The following is a 24,255-nucleotide window of genomic DNA, read 5'->3' as shown; positions in this document are numbered from 1 at the left end:
ACACAGATGGGCAGGGATGGCAGAGAGCTTAGGGTGTGAGGGTGAGCGTGTGTTGCGCGGGGCCGGGGAGGAAGGGGGTGGGCTCGCCTTTGAGCCAGGCGTCGTGGCCGGCGCGGTAGTAGGGGGAAAGTGGATGCCCGCTTTGGCCGCCGGGCATGTGGTAGATGCCTTCCGACTCATGGCCGGGGGAGACGGCGAAGCGTTCGGAGGCGCCGTGGTTGGGCGTCTGGACGCGGGGGAGGTCTTTGTCGCCGGGTAGCGGGTCGGCGGGCATGTCGAGGAGGCGGGCGAGGAAGCCGGGCAGGGAGCGGGAGAGGGGGTGGCGGATGCGGGCGGTGTTTTGCTCGCCCCAGGTGGTGGCGGGGCCGTCGTCGTCGGTGGCGAGATCGGTCGCGGCGGCGGCGAGGAGGTCATCCCAGGTGGCGTAGGCGGGGGCGAGGAGGTGGGCGGGTTTTTCGTCGAGGAGGCGCCAGAGGGCGGGTTCGTAGCGGAGGCGGTAGATGTTGAACTCTGGATACAGTTCGGTGGTGCGCTCGAAGATCGGGCCCAGGGCGCGGGCGGTGACGTGGCGGCGGAAGTTATGGACGAGGCGGTAGCTGGTGGAGTCGGTGGTGGCGCGGGAGGTCCAGGGGGAGAGCGCGGGGGTGAGGGCGTCGCGGGTTTTGGCGGAGATGCGGGTGTCGTCGGCGAGGGTGCGCAGGAGGAGGAGGTGCCAGCGGTCGAGGTGGGGGGCGTGGTCGTCGAGCTGGATGGCGAGGAGGTCGGCGGGGGTGGCTTTTTCGAGGGGGGCGAGGAGTTGCTGGATGCGGGAGGCGCGGAGCGGGGGTTCGTAGCCGCCGTCGCCGATGAGGGCGAGGGCGTCGCCGCCGAGGAGGCGCTGGTTGGCAGTGCTGAGGCGGGAAGCGTCGAAGGAAAGCGGCCCTTCGCCTATAACGGGTATTTGGTTTTCGGGGACGAAGCCGTCCCAGCGGCGGTCGCCGAAGGACATGGTGACAGGGAGGCGTCCGTCGAAGCCGATGCGGCGGGGGAGTTTGCCGGCGAGGGTCCAGGCGATGGCGCCGGTGGAGTCGGCGACTAGGAAATTTTGCGTGGGGATGCCGGAGCGGTGGGCGATGGCGACGGCGTCGTCGACGGTGGTGGCGGTTTCGAGTTCGCCGAGGGTGAAGTTGGTGGCGGCGGGGTCGTGGGCGGTCCACTTGAGGGCGAGGTGCTGGCCGCGGATGTTGTTACCGATGATGGGGCCCCAGGGGGAGAGGAGGATGGTGTGGGTGACGGGGTCGCCGCCGCGGACGGCGATGGTTTCGACGCGTTTCTCGAATTCGCGGGTGCGGCCTTCGTGGAGGTAGAGGGTGCGGTCGAGGTCGGAGGCGGAGATGGCGACGGTATCGACGGTGTCGGCGTTGCTGTTGGTGAAGCCCCAGGCGATGTGGCCGTTGCTGCCGGCGATGACGAGGGGGGTGCCGGGGAGGGTGACGCCGGTGACGCGGGTGCGCGTGGCGGCGGAAGCGGAGGGGAAGTCGAGGGACGCGCGGTACCAGGTGTTGGGGACGCGGAGGGAGAGGTGCATGTCGTTCGCGAGGAGGGCGGCGCCGGTGGCGGTGTGGGCGCCGGAGAGGGCGAGGCTGTTGGAGCCTTCTTTGGGAGTAGTGAGTAGCGAGTAGCGAGTAGTGAGTAGGGCGGAATCGGAGGAGGCGGAGGAGAAGGTGGTTTCGGAGCCGGGTTCGGGGCGGGGGCGGAGGTCGAGGATGCGGGGGCCGGGGGTGGGCGGGAGGGCGGCGGTGGAGCCGTCGAGCGCGGCGTCGTCGGGGGCGATGAGTGGGGAGAAGAAGTTGGTGGCGGCGGTGCCGAGGGTGTCGCGGAGGGCGGCGAGGGTGCGTTCGTAGGCGCCGTCGGCGTCTTGCAGATCCATCCACATGGCATGGGCGACGAGGATGCTGTCTTCGGGCTGCCAGGGGGCGGGCTCGGAGCGGAGGACGAGGTATTCGAAGGGGCGGGCGTGGAGGGAGGAGAGGCCTGAGTTGACGCCCGCAGTGTAGGCGTCGAGGAGGGAACGTTCGGCGGGGGCGAGCTGGGCGAGCGTGGCGCGGGCGACGGTGCGGAAAGCGTGGATACGAGCGGTTTTGTCGAGCGGGAGGGCGCCTTCGCCGACGAGTTCAGAGAGTTCGCCGGCGGCTTTGCGGCGGGAGAGGTCCATCTGGAAGAAGCGTTCCTGGGCGTGGAGGAAGCCGAGGGCGCGGGCGGCGTCGAGGCGGCTGGCGGCGCGGATGGTGGGGACGCCGAGGGCGTCGCGCTCAATGGTGACCGGAGCGGTGAGGCCGGAGGCGGGGAGGGCGATTTCGCCGTCGAGGACGGGGAGGGATTTTTTAAGCTGCCAGTAGAACCAGCCGCTGGAGAGGGCGATGGTGAGGAGGGCGACCGCGAGGATGCGGAGGAGGATTTTTTTGAAGGAGCGGCGTTTGGCGGCGGGCATTGGGGAGAGGGAGGACAGGTCTTATAGGACGTATGGGACCGATAGGACTTATAGATTATTTTGAGAGAGGCCGAGGGATTGGCGGATTTGGGCGACGATGGTTGCGGGAGGGAGGGCGATGTCGGCGAGGAGGGCGTCGGCGGGTTCTTCCAAGGTGGAGAGCTGGCTGGCGAGCATGGCGGGTTTCATGAAGTGGCCGGTGCGGGCGGCGAGGCGGGAGGCGAGGAGCTCGGGGGTGCCTCGGAGATAGACGAGGCGTATCGGCTCGTTGGGCACGGGCTGGAGGACGTGACGATAGGCGGCTTTGAGGGCGGAGCAGGCGAGGATGGCGTTTTCGTTGGCGGCGAGGCTTTGCTCGATGCGCTGGCGGAGGGCGGCGAGCCAGGGGGCGCGGTCGCCGTCGGTCAGTGGAGTACCGGCGGCCATTTTGGCGACGTTGGCGGGCGGGTGGAAGTCGTCGGCGTCGTAGAACGGCCAGGCGAGATCGGTGGCGAGGAGGCGGCCGAGGGTGGTTTTGCCGCTCCCGGCGACGCCCATCAGCAGGATGATCATGCGGGCGGGTTTTCCCAGAAGCGGCCGGTGACGGGGTCGCGGCCTTCGTCGAATTCGTTGAGGTCGAAGAAGGTTTCGATGGGTTTTCCTTCGAGGCCTAGGGCGGTGATGCGTTGCTGGAGGGCGGCGGAGCGGTCGTCGCGCCAGCCGATCTTCATCATGAAGCGGGACCAGGTGTTGCATTCGTCGTCGGTGCGGGGCGTGCCGTGGGCGTGGGCCCAGGCGAGGATGTCGGCGTCGGTGCCGCCAGCGAGGGTGCGGGCTTTGAGGTCGGCGTAGGCGACGCCGAGGAAGGTGCAGGTGCGGGCATCGAAGCCGATGCCGAGATTGGCGTGGTAGTCGGTGGGGAGGCGGTCGGCGGCCTGGAGGCGGATTTTATCGAGGAGGCGGCCGAAATAAACGAGGCGGCCGACTTTGGAATAGCTGCTGCGGAGACCGGGGACGAAGGACATGGTGGAAGAGAAAAATCACAAACGCCAAAGGGGCAAAGGCCAAAGAGGCCAGGCGCGGCCAGAGACCAGAGGCGCTGCGCGGCTAACAGGAAACGGGAGGTTCGCGAACGGCTCGACGCGAGGTCGAGCCCTACGAAGCAGGTGGCGTGAGCGCGAAATACGGGGATTCTAAATGGGCGACGCGGAGATCGTCTCTCCAGCAGAGAGACGCCGGTCAGCGGCGGCCGTAGTAGATGGCGGTGCAGAGGAGGCCGAACATCACGGTCGGGGCGATGATCCAGAGGGGGTGAAAGGGGACCGTGTAATTCGCGCAGGCCCACCAGATGAACGCGCTTTTGAAGGCAATCAGCACCCAGCCGATGACGATGATGCGTTCGACGCGGGGATCGCGGGCGGGCTTTTCGCGCACGATGATCTCCTTCACGAACGCTTGTTCGTATTCGTTATCCGGATTCCGGCCGAAGAGTTGGAGGAAGTTGGTGAGCATCGCGGGCGCTTTCTTGCTGACTACCTAGTTGAAACGATAGCGCGAAAACGAGAATGCGAAAGCGGCGGGCGATATTTTCATAATCTCCAAACGCCGGGATAAACGCGCGGTGGGCATAGGGAAAATGCACACGGCATTGCGATGAAACAAAGTCCCGGTATCGTTGGTCGCAACTGGTCAGTTCCCTTCCCCCCTATGAAAACTAAATTTGCAGTGGCCGCCGGTTTGCTGGCGGCGGTGTGTGCGCCGGTGTTTCCGGCTGATTCTGCGGTGTCCGCCGAGGCGGGTGCGCGTGTCGAAGTGACGTTTGTGAACCCGGAGAAATTTACGGATGTGAAGGATTCGGACTTCGGGACGGAGCGGCAGCGCGACGATATTTTGGCGTTATTGAAGGAATTTCTCGTGGAGCGAGCGCCGAAGCTGCTGCCCGAGGGGCAGGTGTTGTCGGTGACGATCACGGATATCGATATGGCGGGGGATTTTGAGCCGTGGCGCGGACCGAAATTCAACGATGTGAGGATCGTGAAGGACCTTTATCCGCCGAGAATAGACCTGACGTTCAAGGTAACGGACGCGAGCGGGGCAGTGGTGAAAGAGGGGACGCAGAAGCTGCGCGATATGAGTTTCCAGATGAGCGCGTCGCCGGCGTTTAGCAGCGATTCGCTGCGGTACGAGAAGGCGTTGCTGGATGGCTGGCTGCGGAGTGAGTTTCCGAAGGTGAAGGCGGCGAAGGAGAAAAAGTAGCCAGCGAAGCCTCAGGGAGTGCGTGCGAGAGGACTCGCTGTGGAAAGACGAAGGCCGGCGTGATGCCGGCCTTTTTGTCGTGGGCGGAAGAAGGGGCGACGGAAAATAGGTCTTATGGGTCCAAGAGGACGTATAGGACTTATGATCTGAGCCGTGTGGAAGATCTGCGGGGTGGAGTGGGTTACGGTTTTCGGAAGAGGTAGTGGCTGACGAGCCACTCGGTGCCGCGGCGGTAGCCCCAGAGTTCGGCGCAGGCCATGTAGAAGACGCGCCAGTAGGCCCACCATTTTTTCGCTTCGGCGGGACCGTAGGTTTGGGCGAAGAGGGGGAGGATTTCGGCGCGGTGGCGGTCCATGTTTTGGAGCCAGTGTTCGGCGGTGCGTTGGTAGTGCGTGCCGTTGACGATCCAGTGGTCGGCGAGTTTGAGGTGATCTTGAAAGCGCGGGAGAAGGTCGTCGGCGGGCATTTGGCCGCCGGTAAAAAAGTAGCGGCTCATCCAGTCGGAGTCGTCGCGAGGGACGAAGTGGTAGGAGAGGTTTTTGTGGGTGAAGATGTGGACGAAGAGGAGTCCGCCGGGGCGGAGCCAGCGGGCGATGTTTTCGAAGAGGAGGCGGTAATTTTTAAGGTGTTCAAACATCTCGACGGAGACGACGCGGTCGAAGGCGGCGGGGGGTAGTTCGAGGGCGTTGATGTCGCAGGTGATAATCTGGACATTGGTGAGGCCGCGGCGGGCGGCTTCGGCGTCGATGTGTTCTTTTTGGGTGCGGGAGTTGGAGACGCCGGTGATCCGGGAGCGGGGGAACTTTTCGGCCATCCAGAGGGAGAGGGAGCCCCAGCCGCAGCCGAGTTCGAGGATGTGTTGTCCGTCGGCGAGCTGCGCGCGCTCGGCGTAGATGGCGAGCATGGCCTCCTCGGCGTGGTCGAGGGTTTCGGTGCCGGTGGGGTAGAGGCAGCCGGAATATTTAAGGCGGCGGCCGAGGCAGCGTTGGTAGAAGGCGGTGGGGACTTCGTAGTGTTGCTCGTTGGCGGCGCGGGTCTGCTCGGCGAGGGGGCGGGTGGCGAGGTTGGCGGCGTAGGCGGCGGGGTCGTAACGGGGAGTTTCTTCCTGGATACGCTGGGCGAGGAGGCGGCGGATGCCGATGCGGATGAGCCAGTCGGGGAGGAGGTTTTTTTCGAGGAGGGCGTCGAGCATGGGAGGCAGAAGTAGCGAGTAGTGAGTAGCGGGTAGCGAGTAGGTCGGATTTTTAATCTGGAACTCAGGAAATCTGGAACGGAGGTGGGGCGGAGCGGGGGCTGGTATTTTCCAGCATTCCTGAGTTCCAGATCAGGATTTTTTCGGGAACCAGGGGATGAAGGGGCTGGTGGTGGCTTGGTAGCGGCGGTAGGCGTCGCCTTTGCTGCGGAGGCTTTGGGCTTCGGCCAGAGGGATGCCGGTGACGCGGAGCAGGAGATAAAGAATGATGCCGGGGGCGATGATCGCGAAGCAGCCCCACGGGGAGGCGAGGGCGAAGACGAAATAGGCGACCCAGATGAGCCACTCGAAAAAGTAGTTGGGGTGGCGGCTGAAGCGCCAGAGGCCGCGATCGCAGACCTGGCCGTGACGGAAGGGGTCGCGTCGGAAGGCGGCGAGTTGGGCGTCGGCGAGGGATTCACCGAGGACGGCGATGAGCCAGAGGGCGGAGGCGGCGAGTTCGAGCGGGTGGAACGACTGGGCGGGGTTGCGGACGATGAGGAGAAAGGGGAGGCCGAGGACGACGACGGAGGCGGCCTGGGATTGGAAGAACCAGGCCATCTTCGAGGAGAAGTTGGCGGACCAGGTTTCGCGGAGGGTTTGGTAGCGGGTGTCTTCGACGGGGTGGTGGCCCATCACGCGGCGATAGAGGTGCGTGCCGAGGCGGAGGCTCCAGAGGGTGACGAGGGTGGCGATGAGGGCGCGGCGGGGAGCCCAGCCGGTGGACGCGGCGAGGGCGTAAAAGAGCGCGAGCGGGGCGAAGGCGTAGGACCAGGCGATGTCGACGATGCCGTAGTTGTCGATGCGGCGGGCGAGGAGGAAGACGGCGTGGAAAATCGCGCAGAGGGCCACGAGGGCGAGGAGCGGAAGGAGCAGCGCGGTCATATTAACTGCTACGTGCGAGTGCGCTGCACGGTTGCAGTGAAAGCGCAGGACTTGAGGGCGATGAGATCGACTACGAGACGGCGGGCTTTTTACGGGCGAGTCGGCGGGTCAGCGGGAGGGCGATGAAGTAGATCGCGGCGATGAAGAAAGGGGCGAGGAGCGTCCAGGCGATGATCGCGTGGAGGGCGGTGGCACCGAACTGGTGGAGGAATTGCGTGGGGTGCTCCCAGAAGAGCTCGGTCATGCGGACGACGTCGAAGGAGATGCGGGGCGCATTGAAGAGTGTCTCTCCGAGGCGGATACAGCCGTACATGACGGGGATGTGCGCGGGCCAGAGCAGTTGATTCAGAATGTGGATCAGTGGCTGGTTGAGTTTCAGCGCGATGGCGGCGGCGATGCAGAGGAGGGTGGTGGTGCCGAGGATGGGGAAGAGGGCGCAGGCGCTGCCGACGGCGAAGGTGAGGGCGATTTTTTGCGGGGTGATGCCTTGCGTGAGTTGCGCGAGGATCGGGTCACGGACACGGCGCTGCCAGAAGGAGCGCTTGACGGGAGCTGGTGCGAGAGCGGACGGCTCGGGCGTAGGAGAGTGGGCGGGCGGCGAGGGCTGAGGCGAGGAGCTGTTCACGCGGGAGGTGCGCAGTGAGCCGGAAGCGGGGGCGTCAGGCGATAAACAAGATGCCGATGCCGGCGGCGGCGAGGGAGGTGCCAAGCCAGCTGGGGCCGGGGCGGCGGGCGATTAGGACTTCGGAGAGTGGCGTGGGCAGCGGGACGCGGAAGAGGGCGTTGAGGCAGTAGAGGGCCATGGCGATGTTGCCGAGGAGGAGGATGGCGATGAGCCAGACGAGACGGGCGTGCCAGGCGGTTTGTTGGAAGAAGACCCAGACGTAGAAGGTGAGGAAGCCCCAGTAGGCATCGAAGAGGGTGGCGATGAACCAGGGGTGGGTGGCGACTTCGCGCGGGACGGAGAAGAGCGGGCAGAGGGAGCTGGCCCAGCCGGTGACGGCGAACATGGAGGCGAGGACGAGGAGGAAGAAGAAACGGAGGAAAAGAATCATCGCGGAGGAAGTAGCGAGTAGGTCGGAGGGCGACCAATGACCGGAGTTGGGGCGCTAGTAGTGGGAAATTGGGCGGTGTTCAAAAGCGCGCTCGGAGTGCGCGCTCCACCTCAGAGGCTGAGGTTGTTGGGGCGGGTGTGGAGGGTGTGGACGACGGAGATGTTGCGCATGGCGAAGGCGGCTTCGCAGTAGGCGAGGTAGTAGGTCCATTTGCGGATGAAGCGGTCGTCGAAACCGAGGGCGCGGACAGCGGGGAGTTTGGCGAGGAAGGCGTCGCGCCAGAGCTTCAACGTGCGGGCGTAATCGGGGCCGAAGTCACGGTGGCTGTGGAGGGTGAAGCCGCCGGTCTCGGCGAGGAGGGTGTTGACGCGGTTGGGAGAGAGGAGGAGGGAGCCGGGGAAGATGTGTTTCTGGATGAAGTCCACGCCGCGGCGGAGCTGGTCGTATCGGTTATCCGGGCACGCGATGTACTGGAGGGCGAGGAGGCCGTCGGGCTTGAGGAGGCGGGAGACGGTGGCGAAGTAGGTTTGTTGGTAGGCGTGGCCGACGGCTTCGAGCATCTCGATGGAGACGATCTTGTCGAAGGAGCCGGTGAGATCGCGGTAGTCTTGGAGGCGGACTTCGATGCGGTCGCCAAGGCCGGCGTGGATGACGCGGCGGCGGGCGAAGTCGTACTGTTGTTGGGAGATGGTGACGGTGGTGACGTGGCAGCCGTAATTTTGCGCGGCGTGGAGGGCCCAGCCGCCCCAGCCGGTGCCGATCTCGAGGACGCGGTCGGCGGGCGTGAGGCGGAGCGAGCGGCAGAGGGCGTCGTTTTTTTCGTGCTGGGCGTCGGCGAGGGAGGCGTCGGGATCGGTCCAGAGGGCGCTGGAGTACATCATCGACGGGTCGAGGAAGAGGGCGAAGAAGTCGTTGGAGAGGTCGTAGTGTTCACGGATGTTGCGGGCGGAGTTGGCGCGGGTGTTGGCGCGGAAGACGTGGCCGAGGCGGTTGACGAGGCGAAGGGCGTTGAGGGCGAACGGTGTGCGGCGGGAGGAGCCGGAGAGGGTGGGGGCGTTTTCCAGATTTTGGAGAAACCAGGCGATGAGGGCGGTGAGGTCGGGGGTTTCCCAATCGCCGTCGATGTAGGATTCGGCGAAGCCGATGTCGCCGGAGAGGGCGCATTTGTTGAAGAAGGCGGGGCGGCGGACGCGGAGGGTGGCGTGGGGGGCGATGCCGGAGGGAAGGGGCGAAGCGGTTTCGCGGGCGGAGGTGGCACCGAAGTCGCGGGTGGAGCCGTCGGGGAGTTCTAGGTGGAGGTGGCCGCGGGTCATGCCGGCGAGGGCGTTGATGACGGGCGTCTGCCAGAGTGACGTTTTTTTCCCGGAGGAGGCGTGAAGCGCGGCGGGCGCGGAGGCGGTGCGGGTGAGTGGCTGGCTCATGCGGCGGAGGTGGTGATGCGGAGGCTGCGGGGACGGAGAATTTTATCGCGGAAGCGCTGAGGGGCGGAGGGGCGGAACTTCGGAAGGAGAGGAGGGCGCGGTGAGCGAGGCGTGCGGGTGATGGAGGTCGCGCTGGTCGGCGGGGCGGGCGGATTTGGCGAACCAGGGGACGCGTTTGAGCCAGAGGCGGAGGGCGTGCCAGTGGATGAGGGTGATCACGCGAAGGGTGAGCAGCGGGTATTTGAAAAGGTAAGACGCGAGGGCGGCGTCGGTCAGCGGCCGGCGGGGGCCGGCGAGGGTGGTCGTGAGCGTGCGGTGGTTGCCCTCGTAGTCGTCGATCTGGACGGAGAGGCGTTCGGTGGGCGGGCGGAGGGTGAAGTCGAAGGCGATGTCCACGTCGGAAAAGGGGGAGACGTAGAAGTGTTTGGGGACGCGGAGGCGGAAGGGGGTATTATCGGTGGAAGGGGAAGCGTCGGCGGGTGCGACGGAAGGTGGCTGGGTGTTGGCGTGCGCGCGGTCCTCGGGCTGGGTGCGGGTTTCCGGGCCGAGGGTGTAGGGTTTGAGCTCGTGGAAGGTGTTGGTGACTTCGGCGAGGGCGGCGACGGGGTGGCCGTGGCGGTCGTAGCAGAAGTAGAAGGAGACGGGCTTGAAGAGGTAGCCGAGGATGCGCGGAAGGGAGACTAAGAGGACGCGGCCGCCGGTGAGGTCGATGCCGTGGGCGGCGAGGTGGGCGAGGACGCGGGCTTTGAGGGAGGGCGGAGCCGAGGACGCGTTGGATGATGGCTGGGGGCGGGCGGCGGGGTTGTCGGGCGAGGGGTTGTGGGTGGGGGTGGCGGGGAGGTGGTCGCCTTCGCGGAAAGAGTAGAGGTTGGGGCGGTTGACGGAGAAGAGGCGGAGACGGCGGTGAAGGTCGGGGAGTTCGTCGAGGTCGATGGCCATCATAAAAATCCGGTACGCGAAGCGGTGGGCCTTCGGGGTGAACCGATGGTGCATCACACGGCATTCGTAGAGGCAGGATTGCATGGCGGAAAGGCACGCGGGAGAGCGCGTTGCAAGGGGTTACGAGCCGGTCGGTAGGGCGGATGCAGGCAGGGGAATTTTTTGAAGGGATTTTCTGGGGGGCGGGGTTATAGGGAATGCCTGGCTTGTGGCCGGGTCTGTGACCGCTCCCAATTTCTCTCCTGCCAGGGTCTGTTTTTAATTTTTCCCATCATGCAACCGACACCGCCGCCTGATCCGCTCGATTCACTGCTCGATCAGTGGGGGCGGGGTGCGCCGTCTTCGCCCGGGCCGCTGGCACCGGAGGTGTGGCGGAGGATCGCGCGGATGGAGGAGCCGGTGAAGCGGACGTTTTGGGAGATGGTTCACGGAGCGTTTGCGCGGCCGTCGTTTGCGGCGGCGTTTGTGGCGGCGTGTGTGTTGCTGGGACTTTTTTTGGCGGAGGCGCGGCGGTCGCGGCTGCAATCGGAGTACAACCGGGAGCTGATGCAGAGTTATCTGCGGCTGATCGATCCGTTGCTGGAGTCGGCTGACCGGACGAGTTCGACGGTCGAGACGGGGGCTAAGTCATGAAGCGGACGCTGTTCATTTTTCTCCTCGGGCTGGTGGGCGGGGTCGGGGCGCATTTCGGATGGCTGTCGCTGGCGAAGGCGCCGCGGCATACGGCGGATCTGGGTGCGCAGTTGAAGTTGATGCAGGCGAGTCTGGGGCTGGATGCGGCGCAGGTGGCGCGCATCCGGGCGTTGCATGAGCAGTCGGCGCCGCAGCTCAAGGCGCTGGCAGCGGAGGTGGCGGCGATGCGGACGGAGCTGGCGGCGTTCGAGCGGGAGCGGGCGGCGGAGGGGCGTATCGATTTTCTGGAGTTCGCGAAGTTCGTGGAGGAGCGGCGGCGGCTGGACCGGGAGTGCGCGCTGTCCACGGAGCGGCTGGTGGCGGAGGCTTCGCGGGTGATGACGCCGGGGCAGCGGGAGCAGTATCTGAGCTTGCTGGAGCCGGCGCTGAGGACGTTGAGAGTCGATCCGTCGGGTTGAGCGTGTCGTGAGTGTCTTGGAAACCCCTTACCCCGTGAAATCCCACCCCGGCAGCGATCTGGCGGACTGGCTTGCGCTTCGTGGCGGCGACGATGAGGCGCTGGGGCGGATGATCGCGCGGTGGGAGAAGCCGTTGTTTAATTTTGCGTGGCGGTATGTGCGGAACAGCGCGGATGCGCGGGATTTATCGGCGGAGGTTTTCGTGAAGCTGTACCAGCATCGTGAGCGGCTGGCGGAGGACTCGAATATCTCGGCGTGGTTGTTCACGACGCTGGTGAATTTGTGTCGCAACCGGCATCGGTGGCGGGAGCGGCATCCATCGGTGAGTCTCGATGAGACGGCGGGGCGCGAGCCGGTGGCGGAAGCGCCCGCGCCGGATGATGCGATGGAGCGGAAGGAGACGATCGAGGCGCTGGGCGCGGCGATCGACCGGCTGCCGCATGATCTGAAGGCGACGTTGTTGCTGCACCACTATGAGCATCTGAGTTATCGCGAGATCGGGGAAGTCACGGGTTGCTCGGAGCGCGGGGTGGAGACGCGGCTTTATCGGGCGCGCCAGCGGTTGAAGGATGAGCTGGCGGGGTTGCGGGTGGAAGCGGGGCGGTGAGGTTCGCGCGAGTGACCAGTGACCAGTGACCAGTGAGCGATTAGCGGTAAAGCGGGCGGTTCGCGAACGGCTCGACGCGAGGTCGAGCCCTACAGGGCGGACGACACGGAGGTCGTCTCTTCAGGGGCGTGATTCAAGGCGCGACGGGGGCGTCGGGCTCGAATTTGAAGATTTGCTGGCAGTGGGCGAGGACGGGGCGGCCTTTGTGCTTGGGGGGGGAGAATTTCCATTCGCTGACGGCGGTGGAGGCGGCGGCGGCCAGAAGGGGGTTTTGCGTGGCGGAGACGGAGGGCATGCGGACGGCGCCGGTTTCATCGATGTAGAAATCGACAGCCACAGTGCCGCGATGGCCTTGGTCGATCCATTCTTTGGGGTAAACGGGTTGGGTGACGTGAATCGGGGTGGGGATGGAATCGAGGCTGCGGAGGCCGTGGGGGTGGTAGATGTAGTCGCTGCCGTAGGTATCGCCAGGAGTGTACTGGGGGACGCCGACGCGTTCCACCAGGAGGATGCCATCGACTTCGAAGCGGAAGGTGATGTCGGCGACGGTGCCGACGGGCTGGCCGTTGACGCGGGCGGGCTGGAATTTCCAGACGGCGAGGGCGGCAAGGGCGGAGGTAGCGAAGGGTTTATGGGTGTATCCGAGAACCATGGACTCGGTGAGGCGGCCGTCGGCGTCGATGCTGGCGAGGACGCGGGCTTCGCCGTGGGAGATGCCGTCGCGCAGGAGGGGCATCGGGTAGCTGATGGGCTGGGTGCGGATGACTTTGCAGGGGGTGATGACGGAGAGGGCGGCGGTGTCGGGGGAAGCGGGAGACGGGGAGGCCGCTGCGGGCGGTGGTGCAGGCTGGTCGGCCGCGTGCGCGAGGGGTGCGAGCAGGGGTGTGAGGAGCGCGGGAAGGAGGCGGAGGGAGTGGAGGGTTTTCATGGGCGGCGTGGGCGGGCGGTTGTGTTGGCCTGTATAAACCCGGGCGAGGGGGAAACCCTTCACTCGCGCGGGGGGCGAGTGAATGACCAATGACCAATGCGCTGGCGCGAGTAGCAGGAAAGCGGGTGGAGGTGAATCGGCGGGGTTAGGGCTAACCCGCCCTACCTCGGGGGGGGCGGACGATACGGAGGGCGTCCCTCCAAGGAATCAGCAGTTCCAGGGGTCGCGTTTGAGGAGGATCTCGCTGAGGGCGACGGCGCTGGCGAAGGCGTCTTCGTGGAAGCCGTGCTTAAAATAGCTGCCGGCGAAGTAGGTGGTCTGGGAGGCGGAGAGTTGGTTGAGCGCGGGGAGTTCGGCTTGGGCGCGGGTGGCGCCGAGGCTGAAGAGGGGGTGGTCGTACTCGATGCGTTTGAGGACTTTTTCGGGAGCGATGGCGTCGGGGCGGTTGATGGTGACGAAGTAATTTTCGCGGTCGGAGACGCCTTGGAGTTTATTCATCCAGTAATGCGTGGCGGTGGAGAGCTGGCCGGTGGCGTCGCGGGTGATTTCGTAGTTCCAGGCGGACCAGGCGAGGCGGGTCTTGGGCATGACGGAGGCGTCGGTGTGGACCGTGGCGGTGTTGGGCTGGTAGTGGAATTCGCCGAGGAGGCGGGTCTCGGTGGGCGTGGGGTTGACGAGGAGGCGGAGGGCTTGGTCGCCGTGGCAGGCGAGGATGACTTTGTCGAAGGTGTGGGTAGCGCCGGTGGCGGTGGTGATGGTGACACCTTGGTCGCGGGGATGGCGAAGGACGCGGGTGGCTTTCTGGCCGAGGCGGATGTTTTCGCGGAAGGGGGCGGTGATTTTTTCGACGTAGGCTTGGGAGCCGCCGGCGACGGTCATCCATTGGTGTTGGGTGTGGAGGCCGAGGAAACCGTGGTTGTGGAAGAAGCGGAGCAAAGTCGCGGCGGGGAAGGAGAGCATGAGCTCGGGCGGGGTGGACCAGACGGCGGAGCTCATCGGCACGAGATAAAGCTGGAAGAAGTCGTCGCCGTAGGCGCGGCGGCGGACGTATTCGCCGAGGGTGAGCTGGGAGGTCTCGGGGTCGGCGAGGGCGGGGATGGCTTCTTTATTGAAGCGGTTGATGGCGGAGAGCATCCGCCAGAAGCGGGGGCGGAGGAGGTTTTTGCGTTGGGCGAAGAGGTGGTTGAGGGAGGAGCCGCAGTATTCGAGGCCGGTGTCGGCGTGGCGGACGCCGAAGGACATGTCGGTTTTTTTGGAGGCGACGCCGAGCTGGCGGAAGAGGCGGGTGAGGTGGGGGTAGGTGACCTCGTTGTAGACCATGAAGCCGGTGTCGATGGGGACGGGGCGGGCGGCGAGGGCGGGGCGTTTTTTCGCGGGGTCGGCGATCTGCGGGGGCTCGGTGTGGGTGAGGGTGTTGGCGTGGCCGCCGGGTTTTTCGGCCTGCTCGAAGAGGGTGAGGTCGAAGTGGCGGTGGAGGAAGTGGGCGCAGCCGAGGCCGGCGATGCCGGTGCCGATGATGGCGAGGGAAGACATGAGGGAAAATGACCAGTGGACGAATGACCAATGACCAGTGGTCGGAAAATAGGGAGATCAGTTAGTTCGCGTGGCGGGCGTGAGCGGATGCTCGGTGCGGGAAATAAAAAGGGCGGACGTTAAAGACGTCCGCCCGGGGAGGCGTGAAGCTAAATCGTGGCGGCGTGGGTTAGACGACCGGAGGATTTTGCGGGGACTGCGGTTGAGACTGAGCCTGCTGAGCGGGGGGCTGGTTTTGCTGAAGCTCGTGGGCGAGTTCGGTGACGTCCTTATGGTGACTGGCGTGGATTTTTTCCACGACTTGGATGTTGGCGGTGTTGACCGTGGCGACGGCGATGGCGGCGGCGGCGGGGAGGACGCGTTTGAGCGCGGAATACTCGGGGTGGACGTGCGCGGCTTTTTGGGCGGCGGCGATGGAGGCGGCGTGTTCGGCGCGCTGGCCTTCGTCGAGGATGGACTGCGGGACGGCTTTGAGGCCCCAGATGAAGCCGGTCCAGGAGAGGAATTTCAGGCCGTAGTAGGTCGGATCGATTTCCCACCAGTAGAAGCCGTTGCGGGTGCAGCTTTGGTAGCGGTGGTGATTGTTGTGCCAGCCTTCGCCGAGCGTGATGATGGCGAGGATGAAGCTGTTACGGGAATCGTCGTCGGTCTTGAAGCGGCGTTTGCCCATCAAGTGAGCCATGGAATTGATGCAGGCGGTGCCGTGGAAGAGGGCGGTGGTGCTTACGAAGAAGCCCCAGACGAGCATCTGCCAGCCGTTGGTGCCGAGGCCGGGAGCGTAACGCTCAAGAAGAGCGCCGATGCCGAACATGGAGGCGGCGTAGAGAATCGGAACGACGAGGTCGAAGCGGTTGAGCCAGACGAGCTCAGGGAACTTGGCGAGGTCTTTGACCTTGGAGTAATCGGTCGGGAAATTGCGGCGGGAGGTGATCCAGCCGATGTGCGACCAGAGGAAGCCGTGGACGTGGGGAGAGTGGGCATCTTCTTCATCGTCCGAGTGTTGATGATGATGGCGATGGTGATAAGCCCACCAGAGGCCACCGCGCTGGACGGTGGTGCCACCCCAGAGGGCCAGGATGAACTGGCCGATGCGGGAGGTGCTGTAGGTTTTGTGAGAGAAGTACCGGTGGTAGATGCCGGTGACCGCGAACATGCGGATGAAATAGAGGAAGACGGCGGCCCAGGCGGCGAAGGCGGAAACGCCGACCCAGAGGATGCCGAAGCAACCTAAGTGCAGGATGACGAAGGGCATGACGCGGACCCAATCGACCTTGTCGGGTTCGTTGCGCATCTTTTCGGCGCCTTCTGGGCAGTAATCGGAGTCGATCCATTGAGTGACTGCGGTGAGGCAGCGGCTCAGGAAGGAAGGAGGTGTGGAGGAGGAGGAGGCAGACATTAACTATTAACTTTTAATACAGGACGGAAAAGAGGGCGGAAGGAATGCCGGGAAGGCGGGCGGCGCAAGCCGTGTTTCGGTGGAATCACAGCTGGAGATAGTAAGGTATCGGCGCTTCGGCGGCGCCCTTTAAACAGCAGCACGGATGCCGGATGTGCCGGGCGGGCGAAATGCACCGCAAACGTCACGGTCCAGAGGACGCGACAGGTCAGTCAAAGGGCCAAGACAGGTAAGCGGCTGAAGAGTTTCAGCAAGGTTTAGCGAACGGACGGTTCGGACGGTCGTAGGCAGAGTTTTATCACGGAAGCGCTGAAGGGCGGAAACGCGGAAGTGCAAAGTCCGGGATGGCTGATGGCGTCAGAAGAGCGACGTGGAGAAATGGGTGGCTTTGGGGTGTGGGCACGGCTTGCCTCCGCGCGCATGAGCGAAGCTGCTGCCCCGTTGTCGTCTGCGTCTAATGCCACGCCCGCGCGCGCGTTTCCGCAGGTGAAGAAACGGGAGATTTTTGGGTGGTGCTGCTTCGATTTCGCGAACTCGGCGTTCACGACGATCATCATCACGGTGATCTATGCGCGGTATTTTGTCGGCGTGGTCGCGGAGGGGGCGGAGCGGGCGCCGGCGTGGTGGGGGTGGGCGCTGGCGGCGTCGCAAGTCGTGGTGATTTTGTTGTCACCGCTGATCGGGGCGGTGGCTGATGCGAAGGCAGCGAAGAAGCGGTTCCTAATGACGACGGCGCTGGTGTGCTCGGTGGCGACGATGGCGCTGTACTTCGTCGGGCGCGGGGAGATCTGGTTGGCGCTGGGGCTCGTCGCGGTGGCGAACGTGGCGTTTTCGTTGAGCGAGAATCTGTGCTCGGCGTTTTTGCCGGAGATCAGCACGCCGGAGACGGCGGGGCAGATTTCGGGGTTTGGGTGGAGTTTTGGATACGTGGGCGGGTTGATCAGCCTGGTGATCGCGCTGGGGATTTTCAAAAGCGGCGAAGGGCGGGAGCCGTGGATCTTCGTGATGACGGGGGCGTTTTTCCTGCTGGCGAGCCTGCCGACGTTACTCTTGTTGCGGGAGCGGGCGGTGGCGACGCCGCTGCGGGCGGGAGAGAGTTATCTGAAGGCGGGGTGGCAGGCGAATGTGGCGTTACTGAAGGAACTGCCGCAGCACCGGACGCTGTTTATCTTTTTTGTGGCGATGGTGTTTTTCATCGCGGGGCTGATGGCGGTGGTGTCGTTTTCGGCGATTTTTGCCGATCAAGTTTTGAAGATGTCGATGGGGGAGACGGTGACGTTGTTCATGGTGCTGCAGCTGGCCGGGGTGGTGGGAGCGGTGGTGTTCGGGTTGGTGCAGGACCGGGTGGGGTCGAAGGTGGCGTTGATCGCTTCGTTGATTCTGTGGGTGATCGTGAGTGTGTGCGTGGCGGGGTGTCAGACGAAGGAGCAGTTCATGGCAATCGGGGTGATCGCGGGACTGGCGCTGGGTTCGCTGCAATCGGCGGGGCGGGCAGTCGTATCCATGCTCACACCACCGAGCCGGAGCGGGGAGTTTTTTGGGTGCTGGGGATTTTTCGGGAAGCTGGCGGCGCTGATCGGGCCGCTGGTGTTTGGGGAGCTGGCGGCGGGGTTTGGGTATCGGACGGCGATTCTGGCGAACGGGGGATTTTTCCTGATCGGGCTGGTGATCGTGGCGACGCTGGATTTGCGGAAGCGGGCGCTGGTGGCGGAGGCGGAAAAGAAATAGGTCCTATGGGTCTGATGGGACCTATAGGACCTATGGGAAAGCGCGGGAGGAGTGTCCGAAGCGCATCGGAGGCGCGTGAGAGCACGCTGGCCTACGGGGCGGGGATCAGCCGCTGATGGTGTCTACGTTGTTGGCGAGGTTGCGGTAGTTTAGCTTCTCGCGGGGGTTGGTGCCGTTGAGGAATTCTTCGACGTTGGTGTAGCCGTCGTTGTCGGAGTCGAGGGCGCCGTCGGAGGCATCGTTGGGGTTGAGGCCGTGCTTGAGTTCCCAGGCGTCGGGCATGCCGTCGTTGTCGGTGTCGACGGGGACTTTGGCGGGATCGAAGGTGAGGTTCGGATAGCCGCCGACTTCCTCGGGGTTGTTGATGATGCCGTTGCGGATGGAGACTTTGCCGGTGCGGACCATCTCGGTGACACGCGTATCGACCGCGTCGCGACGGGGAAGGGTGGCGCCGGCTTTGGCGAGGACGGACTCAAAAGCGGCTTCGGCGGTTTGTTGCGGGACGGGCCAGCCTTCGAAAGGTGTGTTCACGCGGGCGAGTTGTTCGGGGCCGCGGACGCCTTTCCAGTTGTTGTCGGTCACGTCGTCGTTGCCGTGCATGACATTGCCGGCGACGTACCATTTGCCGGGGCGGTTGGCCTCTTTGACGTACCAGTCGCCTTCGGCCCAGGCGCTGCCGGGGGAATATTGGCTGCGCTGCTCGATGCGGATCATGGTGCTGACCATGTCGGCAGAAGCGGCGGGGCCAGGTTTGTAGTAGTTGTTGATGACGTTGACGAGGGAGGTCTCGTCGCCGCCGTCCATGGTGCGGTGGCCCCAGTTGAAGATGACGTTGTTGCGAAAATCGAAGGCGCCGGACATGCCGATGGACGGATTGCGGGCGGTGTTTGAAGCGAAGAGATTGTGGTGGAAGGTGGAGTCTTTGCCGCCCCAAGTGCCGCCGAAGGCGTGTTTCTTGTTGTTGAGGGCTTCGCTGGAGATGGACCACTGGATGGTGAGTTTCTCGGTGGCGTTTTTGATGTCGGGGCCCTCGGGCATTTTCTGCATGTGGCGGTAGAGGGAGAGATTTTCGTCCATGCCCCAGCTCGTGGAGCAGTGGTCGATGATGATCTGGCCCTCGGGGTTGCCGCCGATGTTGTCGGAGCCCTGGCCGCCTTTCGGATCGCCGCGGCGGGCGCGGAGGTGGCGGACGATGACGTTGTGGGTGTTGATGTTTAGAGACTGGCCGGCGATGCAGATGCCGTCACCGGGGGCGGACTGGCCGGCGATGGTGATGTCGGGGTGGTTGATATCGAGGTTCGTATCGAGATGGATGGTACCGGCGACGCGGAAGATGACGATGCGAGGGCCGGGTGTCTCGAGGGCGGCGCGGAAGGAGCCGAGGCCGGAGTCGTTGAGGTTGGTGACGGTGATGACCTGACCGCCACGGCCGCCGGTGGTGAACATGCCGCCGCCCCAGGCGCCGGGGAAGGCGGGGATGCCGGTGGGATTCATGCGCGGGGGGTGGGGCGGGATCTGGCCGCGTTCGGGGGCGGCGAAGGTGGTCGCGGCGGTGCCGAGGGCTAGAAGGGTGTAAAGGGTGCGGGAGAAGCGGGGGTGGCGGACGGAGGGATTCATGGGACAAAGTGTAGCGGGGAGAAGATTAGGTGGAGATTACCGGGGCGGGGCGGCGGGAATTTCATCGATACGTGAGCGGTGCGCGTTACGGTGCCGGGCTTTTAGTTTTCTCCCTATCCCTGTGTTATGAGTTCTTCGTCTACGAAAAAGTGGCTGCGTGTGCTTGGTTGGTCCGCCGTGGTTGCGGCTGGCGTGGTGTCGTTGGGGACGGTCGCGTGGTCGCGGGGAGAGCCGGTGAATGCGCTGTGGGTGGTGATCGCGTCGGTGTGCGTGTTCACAGTGGCGTACCGGTTTCATAGCGCGTGGTTGATGGCGAAGGTGCTGACCGTGGATGAGCTGCGGGCGACGCCGGCGATGGTGAAAGAGGATGGGCGGGATTTCGTGCGGACGAACCGGTGGGTGGTGTTTGGGCATCATTTCGCGGCGATCGCGGGGCCGGGGCCGCTGGTCGGGCCGGTGCTGGCGGCGCAGTTCGGTTATCTGCCGGGGCTGTTATGGATTTTGATCGGGGCGACGCTGGGCGGGGCGGTGCATGACGCGGTGATTTTGTTTTGTTCGACGCGGCGCGGAGGGAAATCGCTCGGGCAGATGATCCGCGATGAGATCGGGCCGTTCGCGGGGGTGCTGGCTCTGGTGAGCATCATCGGGATCATGATCATTCTGATCGCGGTGCTGGGACTGGTGGTGGTGAAGGCGCTCGCGGAGAGCCCGTGGGGGCTGTTCACCATTGCGGCGACGATGCCGATCGCGGTGCTGATGGGGTGTGCGCTGCGTTACTGGGTGCCGGGGCGCGTGGGACTGGTGAGTGTATTTGGATTTATTGGACTGATGCTGGCGGTGTGGGGCGGGCAGTTTCTGCACGGGACGGCGCTGGAGGCGAAGCTCACGTTGAGCGGCACGTCGCTGGCGTGGTGGATCATCGGGTATGGGTTGCTGGCTTCGGTGCTGCCGGTGTGGCTGCTGCTGGCGCCGCGGGATTATCTGAGCACGTTTTTGAAGATTGGGGCGGTGGCGGTGCTGGGCGTGGCGATTTTGATTCTGGCGCCGACGCTCAAGATGCCGGCGGTGACGGCGTTCATCGACGGGAGCGGGCCGGTGGTGGCGGGGCCGGTGTTTCCGTTTTGTTTCATCACGATCGCGTGCGCGGCGGTATCGGGGTTTCACGCGTTGATCTCGTCGGGGACGACGCCGAAGCTTATTACGCGCGAGAGCGACATTCGCATCGTGGGTTATGGGGCGATGGTGACGGAGATGCTGGTGGGCGTGATGGCGTTGATCGCGGCGTGCGCGATGCAGCCTGGTGAGTATTTTGCGATCAATCTGAAGGGCGCGTCGGATGCGGCGGTGGTGGCGAAGGTGACGGCGCTAGGGTATCCGGTGACGGAGGCGGAGATGAGCGCGCTGGCGGCGAGCGTGGGGGAGAAAAACATGATCGGACGGACGGGCGGGGCACCGACGTTTGCGGTGGGGATGGCGCAGATGTTTGCCGGTGTGATGGGCAAGCATCTGCTGCCGTTGTGGTATCACTTCGCGATCATGTTCGAGGCGTTGTTCATCCTGACGACGGTCGATGCAGGCACGCGGGTGGGGAGATTTCTGGTGCAGGATCTTCTCGGGCTTGTGTGGAAGCCGCTGGGGCGGACGAACTCGCGCTGGGGTAACTGGATCGCAAGCGCGGTGTTTGTCGCGGCGTGGGGCTGGTTTCTTTATCAGGGGGTGATCGATCCACTGGGCGGGATCAATTCGCTGTGGCCGATTTTCGGTGTGGCGAACCAGTTGCTGGCGGTGCTGGCGCTGGCGCTGGGGACGACGGTGCTGATCAAGATGGGACGCAGGCGTTATCTGTGGGTGACGCTGCTGCCGTTTGCGTGGCTGCTGGCGGTGACGATGACGGCGGGGTGGATGAAGATTTTCAGCGCGGACCCGCGGGTGGGTTTCTTGAGTGCGGCTGACGGATTGAAGAAACAGATCGCGGGTGGGGGGAGTGTGACGGACGTCGCGCGCTGGGAACATCTGCTCACGAACAACTATGTGAATACGGCGGTGACGGGGACGTTTCTGGTGCTGGTGCTGCTCGTGGTCGCGGTGAGTGTGCGCGAGTGGTGGAAACTGCTGAGCGGGCGGCGGGTCGGGCAGCTGCGCGAGGAACCGTATGTGACGGTGAACGTGGCGGAGGGGAGGAGCTGAGGAGCTTGCGGCGGAGTTATGCGCTTCGTGCGGGGAGGGGTGGGGTCGAGGCGGTGCTGCTGGCAATCTGCGGGGGGGCGTCGGTGGCGTTGCCGGTCGCCAGTGGGTATAGGAGGAGGAAGCAGGCGCCGCCGATGGGGTCGTTGCGGGCGATGAGTTCGCCGCCGGTTTTCACGACCTGGTCGCGGGTGATGTAAAGGCCCAGACCGAAGCCGTCCTCCTTGGTGGAGACGAAAGGGCGGAAGAGTTTTTCGAGGATGACTGGGGAAATGCCGGGACCGGTATCGCGGATGGCGATCTCGCATTTTTCGCCGACGAGCGTGGTGCCCACGAAGAGGATACGGGGGCCGGCGCGGAGGCCGGACATGGCCTGGATGGCGTTGAGGGTGAGGTTGAGGAGAGCCTGCTTGAGAACCTGGGGGTCGCCGCGCAGGGAGGGATCACGGGCGGCGAAGTCGGTGACGACCTGGACGCGGCAGGCGGTGGCCTTGGGCTGGATGAGGGTAAGAACCTCGTGGATGAGTGCCGAGGGATTGAATATGCGGACGTGGTAGCTTTCGGTGCGGCCGAGGCGGAGGAATTCGGAGAGGGTGGCTTCGACGCGGGCTAGCTCGTCGGGGATGATGTCGAAGTATTGTTCGCGAAAGCGGGGGTCCTCGTAGCGGCTCGGGAGCATCTTGAAGAAGAGGCGGAGGGCGGCGAGGGGTTGTTTGATTTCGTGGACGACGGAGGCGGAGATGAGACCGAGGGCCATCATCTGGCCGGCGTGCTGGGCCTGGGTGCTGGCGTCGATGGTGGTGAGCGCGATGGCGGCGGACTCGATCATGAGGCTGAGACATTCCAGCTCATAGAAGGTGTAGGCGGGGGCGCTCTGGCGGCGGCCGAGGGCGACGACGATGTTCAAGTGCTGCTCGGAGCGGGGGCCAAGCATGAGGAGAGAGACGGGGCGTTCGTCGATCCAGCGGAGGGCGTCGCGGTCGTGGGCGGCGACGGAGGTGAGGTCCATGGTGTCGCGGGCGAGCCAGCCGGAGCGATTGAGGCGTTGCCACACGAGGCCACGGTCGGGGAAGCGGTAGGTGCCGCGCTGGTACACATTGCGGCCGGTTTCGATGAGGATGAGGGCGTCGGCGGTGTTGGTATACTCGGCGAAGATGCGTTCGAGCTGGAGAAGGGCTTTTTCCTGGGTGAGGGCGGAGCGGGCGACTTCCTGCACCTCGCGCTGGAAGCCGGCGATGGAGCGGTAGAGGAGGGCGTTATGTTTGGCCAAGAAGAACTGGGTGATGTAGTTGACGAGGGCGGCGGCGGCGATGGAGGCGACGATGGCGGCGGCGGTTTCGTTGATGCCGGCTTTGATTTTGAGCAGCCAGTAGATGCAGAAGAAGACGGCGGAGGCGCCGAGGATGATGGCGACGGTGCGGGTGACGAGGGAGATGAGGACGCGGGCGTCGTACACGCCGCGGGCGAGCAGAACCCAGGTGAGGCGGGAGGCGTAAAGGATGGCGACGAGGCCGAACTCGGGTGGCGGGAGAGGATCGCCGGAGTGATGGAAGGCGAGGAAGGCGCTGATGACGGTGACGGCGCCGGCGGCGAAGATGACGGCGATGCCCATTTCGTCGCGGGCGGTGCCTCGAAGCTGGCGTCGGTGAGACCATCCGGACCAGGCGATGTAGGCCATCGCGGCGGAGATAACGAGATGCTGCCAGAGCCAGCCGGGGCCGTAATTGATGGACGAGACGGTGGAGTTGTTGCGGATGAACCAGTCGGCCGGAGTGAGCGCCGCGAGCGCGATGGCGAGGGCGATCCACGGGAGGGTGTTTTTCGCGATGAGATTAAAACGAGCGCGGGGATTGGCGACGAAGTCGCGGACGATGATGAGCGTGGGCGCGAGAAAGGCGGCGACGGCCGCGCCGATGCGCAGGTGGAGGATGGCGTTGTCGCCACCGCGCGTGATGAAGCCGTAGTTGATCGTCCAGATGCCGCCGATGAGGACGAGGAGGCTGAAGGCGCGGTTGGAGGCGCGGAGCTTGTTCGCGCGGTAGATGATCGCGGCGATGGCGATGAAGAGCCCGCCGCAGATATTCAGCAGGTAGTTTACGATGAGTTCGTCGAAGGCGTCCATGAGGCCGGGCGGATTTCGCCGTCGGGGCGCGTTTGGAGGAAGCCTTTTTCGATGCAGTAATGCACGAGGTCGGGCAGGGCTTTGAGCTGGAGTTTGCGCATGATGCTTTCGCGGTGTTTGCGCACGGTGTCGGCGGCGATGCCCCGGGAGATGGCGAGCTCGTTATCGGTTTTGCCCATGCCGAGGTGGGGGAGGAGTTCGTGTTCGCGGTCGCTGAGGACTTTGCTGAAGGCCTGGCTGTCGGCGGCGGTGTGGCGGGCGATCTCGCGGACGAGAGGAGTGAAGAAAGGGAGGTCGCGGTTGAGGACGCTGTCGAGGGCGGCCTGGATGAAGTCGGGGTCGGCGTTTTTATCGACGTAGCCGTGGAGGCCGCTCTGGCGGACGCGGAAGATGGTGTACTCGGTGCATTCCGCGGAGAGGATGATGATCTTCATCCGGGGGATTTTTTTGCGGATTTCGAGGGCGAGGGAGATGCCGTCGTTATCGGGGAGGTTGATGTCCACGAGGAGGGCTTCGGCCTCGGAGCCGTCGACGGCGGTGAGGGCGGACTTCGCATCGCGCGCGGAAAAAACGACGTCGTAGCCGAACCGGTGGCGGCAGAGATCGGTGAGGAGATTCAGCACCAGCGCCTGATCTTCAACGATGCCAATGCGAGGAAGGGTGGCCATACAGGGGAGACGTTAGAAAAACGAATCGCGGGCGGGAAGCTCATAAACAGGCCACTTACTGTCAGACAGAGGGGCAGGGCGGAGAGGAAAACTCAGGCTCGCGCCGTGAAAGCGTTCTGGTTTGCCTGCCGCTCCCCTTTTGCGC

21 protein-coding genes and 1 pseudogene are annotated in these 24,255 nt (G+C 64.6%); 6 read left to right on the top strand and 16 right to left on the bottom strand.

Features of this window, described 5'->3' with window-relative positions; translation table 11 throughout:
• Positions 1–28: 28 nt before the first annotated feature.
• The 4 genes from CMV30_RS08105 to CMV30_RS08090 all read right to left on the bottom strand — a co-directional run bounded on the left by CMV30_RS08105 (position 29) and on the right by CMV30_RS08090 (position 3,961).
• On the bottom strand, positions 29–2,470 hold the full coding sequence (locus tag CMV30_RS08105) for a penicillin acylase family protein (RefSeq protein WP_096055548.1): 2,442 nt from the start codon (positions 2,468–2,470) through the stop codon (positions 29–31).
• A 48-nt stretch (positions 2,471–2,518) separates the two neighbouring features.
• Complete coding sequence (locus CMV30_RS08100; RefSeq protein ID WP_096055547.1) at positions 2,519–3,022, bottom strand: gluconokinase; 504 nt, start codon at positions 3,020–3,022, stop codon at positions 2,519–2,521.
• Positions 3,019–3,474 carry a DUF5069 domain-containing protein gene (locus tag CMV30_RS08095; protein ID WP_096055546.1) on the bottom strand — a complete coding sequence of 152 codons (456 nt, stop codon included), beginning with the start codon at positions 3,472–3,474 and terminating at the stop codon, positions 3,019–3,021. Before CMV30_RS08095 ends, CMV30_RS08100 begins: the two co-directional genes overlap by 4 nt.
• 214 nt (positions 3,475–3,688) lie before the next feature.
• Positions 3,689–3,961 carry a hypothetical protein gene (locus CMV30_RS08090; protein ID WP_096055545.1) on the bottom strand — a complete coding sequence of 91 codons (273 nt, stop codon included), beginning with the start codon at positions 3,959–3,961 and terminating at the stop codon, positions 3,689–3,691.
• Between the two features lie 195 nt (positions 3,962–4,156).
• On the opposite strand from CMV30_RS08090, the gene CMV30_RS08085 reads away from it, so the two are divergent.
• Positions 4,157–4,705, top strand: coding sequence for a DUF3016 domain-containing protein (locus CMV30_RS08085; RefSeq protein WP_175414784.1), 549 nt, complete (start codon positions 4,157–4,159; stop codon positions 4,703–4,705).
• A gap of 181 nt (positions 4,706–4,886) precedes the next feature.
• Here the strand turns inward: CMV30_RS08085 and CMV30_RS08080 are convergent, their stop codons facing one another.
• The 6 genes and pseudogenes from CMV30_RS08080 to CMV30_RS08055 all read right to left on the bottom strand — a co-directional run bounded on the left by CMV30_RS08080 (position 4,887) and on the right by CMV30_RS08055 (position 10,320).
• The gene (locus tag CMV30_RS08080) at positions 4,887–5,897 is read right to left on the bottom strand and encodes an SAM-dependent methyltransferase (protein WP_096055543.1); all 1,011 of its coding nucleotides are present in this window, start codon (positions 5,895–5,897) and stop codon (positions 4,887–4,889) included.
• 132 nt (positions 5,898–6,029) lie between these two features.
• The gene (locus CMV30_RS08075; RefSeq protein ID WP_096055542.1) at positions 6,030–6,821 is read right to left on the bottom strand and encodes a DUF1295 domain-containing protein; all 792 of its coding nucleotides are present in this window, start codon (positions 6,819–6,821) and stop codon (positions 6,030–6,032) included.
• A gap of 70 nt (positions 6,822–6,891) precedes the next feature.
• Positions 6,892–7,446 (bottom strand): DUF2062 domain-containing protein, encoded by a 555-nt coding sequence (locus CMV30_RS08070; RefSeq protein WP_175414783.1) that lies wholly within the window; start codon positions 7,444–7,446, stop codon positions 6,892–6,894.
• A gap of 34 nt (positions 7,447–7,480) precedes the next feature.
• A pseudogene (locus CMV30_RS08065) lies at positions 7,481–7,888 on the bottom strand (DUF1475 family protein); the annotation flags it as partial.
• Positions 7,889–7,986: 98 nt separating this feature from the next.
• Positions 7,987–9,297: an SAM-dependent methyltransferase gene (locus CMV30_RS08060; RefSeq protein ID WP_096055539.1), complete on the bottom strand. Its 1,311-nt coding sequence runs from the start codon at positions 9,295–9,297 to the stop codon at positions 7,987–7,989.
• A gap of 42 nt (positions 9,298–9,339) precedes the next feature.
• Positions 9,340–10,320: a DUF1365 domain-containing protein gene (locus CMV30_RS08055; protein ID WP_096055538.1), complete on the bottom strand. Its 981-nt coding sequence runs from the start codon at positions 10,318–10,320 to the stop codon at positions 9,340–9,342.
• 189 nt (positions 10,321–10,509) lie between these two features.
• Between CMV30_RS08055 and CMV30_RS08050 the strand changes: the two genes are divergently transcribed.
• Genes CMV30_RS08050 through CMV30_RS08040 form a run of 3 tightly spaced genes read left to right on the top strand, consistent with a single transcriptional unit; the run spans position 10,510 to position 11,934 of the window.
• Positions 10,510–10,869, top strand: coding sequence for a hypothetical protein (locus CMV30_RS08050; protein WP_096055537.1), 360 nt, complete (start codon positions 10,510–10,512; stop codon positions 10,867–10,869).
• A complete protein-coding gene (locus CMV30_RS08045; RefSeq protein ID WP_096055536.1) occupies positions 10,866–11,327 on the top strand; it encodes a hypothetical protein in 462 nt (153 codons plus the stop codon). The genes CMV30_RS08050 and CMV30_RS08045 overlap by 4 nt, the downstream gene beginning before the upstream one ends.
• Before the next feature lie 34 nt (positions 11,328–11,361).
• Entirely contained in the window at positions 11,362–11,934 is a 573-nt protein-coding gene (locus CMV30_RS08040; RefSeq protein WP_096055535.1) for an RNA polymerase sigma factor, read from the top strand.
• A 133-nt stretch (positions 11,935–12,067) separates the two neighbouring features.
• Here the strand turns inward: CMV30_RS08040 and CMV30_RS08035 are convergent, their stop codons facing one another.
• The 3 genes from CMV30_RS08035 to CMV30_RS08025 all read right to left on the bottom strand — a co-directional run bounded on the left by CMV30_RS08035 (position 12,068) and on the right by CMV30_RS08025 (position 15,791).
• The gene (locus CMV30_RS08035; RefSeq protein WP_096055534.1) at positions 12,068–12,862 is read right to left on the bottom strand and encodes a TonB family protein; all 795 of its coding nucleotides are present in this window, start codon (positions 12,860–12,862) and stop codon (positions 12,068–12,070) included.
• A gap of 207 nt (positions 12,863–13,069) precedes the next feature.
• Positions 13,070–14,395, bottom strand: coding sequence for an NAD(P)/FAD-dependent oxidoreductase (locus tag CMV30_RS08030; protein ID WP_096055533.1), 1,326 nt, complete (start codon positions 14,393–14,395; stop codon positions 13,070–13,072).
• Between the two features lie 169 nt (positions 14,396–14,564).
• The gene (locus tag CMV30_RS08025) at positions 14,565–15,791 is read right to left on the bottom strand and encodes an acyl-CoA desaturase (RefSeq protein ID WP_096055532.1); all 1,227 of its coding nucleotides are present in this window, start codon (positions 15,789–15,791) and stop codon (positions 14,565–14,567) included.
• Between the two features lie 420 nt (positions 15,792–16,211).
• Here CMV30_RS08025 and CMV30_RS08020 point away from each other — a divergent pair, with 420 nt between their 5' ends.
• Positions 16,212–17,519: an MFS transporter gene (locus tag CMV30_RS08020; RefSeq protein ID WP_175414782.1), complete on the top strand. Its 1,308-nt coding sequence runs from the start codon at positions 16,212–16,214 to the stop codon at positions 17,517–17,519.
• 105 nt (positions 17,520–17,624) lie between these two features.
• Here the strand turns inward: CMV30_RS08020 and CMV30_RS08015 are convergent, their stop codons facing one another.
• Positions 17,625–19,136, bottom strand: a complete 1,512-nt coding sequence (locus CMV30_RS08015; protein ID WP_096055530.1) for a polysaccharide lyase — start codon at positions 19,134–19,136, stop codon at positions 17,625–17,627.
• A 126-nt stretch (positions 19,137–19,262) separates the two neighbouring features.
• Between CMV30_RS08015 and CMV30_RS08010 the strand changes: the two genes are divergently transcribed.
• Positions 19,263–21,323, top strand: coding sequence for a carbon starvation CstA family protein (locus tag CMV30_RS08010; RefSeq protein WP_096055529.1), 2,061 nt, complete (start codon positions 19,263–19,265; stop codon positions 21,321–21,323).
• Between the two features lie 16 nt (positions 21,324–21,339).
• On the opposite strand, the gene CMV30_RS08005 is transcribed toward CMV30_RS08010, so the two are convergent.
• Together CMV30_RS08005 and CMV30_RS08000 are read right to left on the bottom strand one after the other, a co-directional pair.
• Entirely contained in the window at positions 21,340–23,442 is a 2,103-nt protein-coding gene (locus CMV30_RS08005; protein WP_096055528.1) for a sensor histidine kinase, read from the bottom strand.
• Positions 23,415–24,110, bottom strand: a complete 696-nt coding sequence (locus CMV30_RS08000; protein ID WP_096055527.1) for a response regulator transcription factor — start codon at positions 24,108–24,110, stop codon at positions 23,415–23,417. Before CMV30_RS08000 ends, CMV30_RS08005 begins: the two co-directional genes overlap by 28 nt.
• Positions 24,111–24,255 lie beyond the last annotated feature (145 nt).

This window comes from Nibricoccus aquaticus (assembly GCF_002310495.1).
Classification (GTDB): domain Bacteria; phylum Verrucomicrobiota; class Verrucomicrobiia; order Opitutales; family Opitutaceae; genus Nibricoccus; species Nibricoccus aquaticus.
This window is presented reverse-complemented; position numbering and strand designations above follow the sequence as displayed.

Excerpts from the sequence above, each read along its gene's own strand:
- CMV30_RS08105 (WP_096055548.1), bottom strand. The coding sequence starts at position 2,470 with ATGCCCGCCGCCAAACGCCGCTCCTTCAAAAAAATCCTCCTCCGCATC.
- CMV30_RS08100 (WP_096055547.1), bottom strand. The coding sequence starts at position 3,022 with ATGATCATCCTGCTGATGGGCGTCGCCGGGAGCGGCAAAACCACCCTC.
- CMV30_RS08095 (WP_096055546.1), bottom strand. The coding sequence starts at position 3,474 with ATGTCCTTCGTCCCCGGTCTCCGCAGCAGCTATTCCAAAGTCGGCCGC.
- CMV30_RS08090 (WP_096055545.1), bottom strand. The coding sequence starts at position 3,961 with ATGCTCACCAACTTCCTCCAACTCTTCGGCCGGAATCCGGATAACGAA.
- CMV30_RS08085 (WP_175414784.1), top strand. The coding sequence starts at position 4,157 with ATGAAAACTAAATTTGCAGTGGCCGCCGGTTTGCTGGCGGCGGTGTGT.
- CMV30_RS08080 (WP_096055543.1), bottom strand. The coding sequence starts at position 5,897 with ATGCTCGACGCCCTCCTCGAAAAAAACCTCCTCCCCGACTGGCTCATC.
- CMV30_RS08075 (WP_096055542.1), bottom strand. The coding sequence starts at position 6,821 with ATGACCGCGCTGCTCCTTCCGCTCCTCGCCCTCGTGGCCCTCTGCGCG.
- CMV30_RS08060 (WP_096055539.1), bottom strand. The coding sequence starts at position 9,297 with ATGAGCCAGCCACTCACCCGCACCGCCTCCGCGCCCGCCGCGCTTCAC.
- CMV30_RS08055 (WP_096055538.1), bottom strand. The coding sequence starts at position 10,320 with ATGCAATCCTGCCTCTACGAATGCCGTGTGATGCACCATCGGTTCACC.
- CMV30_RS08050 (WP_096055537.1), top strand. The coding sequence starts at position 10,510 with ATGCAACCGACACCGCCGCCTGATCCGCTCGATTCACTGCTCGATCAG.
- CMV30_RS08045 (WP_096055536.1), top strand. The coding sequence starts at position 10,866 with ATGAAGCGGACGCTGTTCATTTTTCTCCTCGGGCTGGTGGGCGGGGTC.
- CMV30_RS08035 (WP_096055534.1), bottom strand. The coding sequence starts at position 12,862 with ATGAAAACCCTCCACTCCCTCCGCCTCCTTCCCGCGCTCCTCACACCC.
- CMV30_RS08030 (WP_096055533.1), bottom strand. The coding sequence starts at position 14,395 with ATGTCTTCCCTCGCCATCATCGGCACCGGCATCGCCGGCCTCGGCTGC.
- CMV30_RS08025 (WP_096055532.1), bottom strand. The coding sequence starts at position 15,791 with ATGTCTGCCTCCTCCTCCTCCACACCTCCTTCCTTCCTGAGCCGCTGC.
- CMV30_RS08020 (WP_175414782.1), top strand. The coding sequence starts at position 16,212 with ATGAGCGAAGCTGCTGCCCCGTTGTCGTCTGCGTCTAATGCCACGCCC.
- CMV30_RS08015 (WP_096055530.1), bottom strand. The coding sequence starts at position 19,136 with ATGAATCCCTCCGTCCGCCACCCCCGCTTCTCCCGCACCCTTTACACC.
- CMV30_RS08010 (WP_096055529.1), top strand. The coding sequence starts at position 19,263 with ATGAGTTCTTCGTCTACGAAAAAGTGGCTGCGTGTGCTTGGTTGGTCC.
- CMV30_RS08005 (WP_096055528.1), bottom strand. The coding sequence starts at position 23,442 with ATGGACGCCTTCGACGAACTCATCGTAAACTACCTGCTGAATATCTGC.
- CMV30_RS08000 (WP_096055527.1), bottom strand. The coding sequence starts at position 24,110 with ATGGCCACCCTTCCTCGCATTGGCATCGTTGAAGATCAGGCGCTGGTG.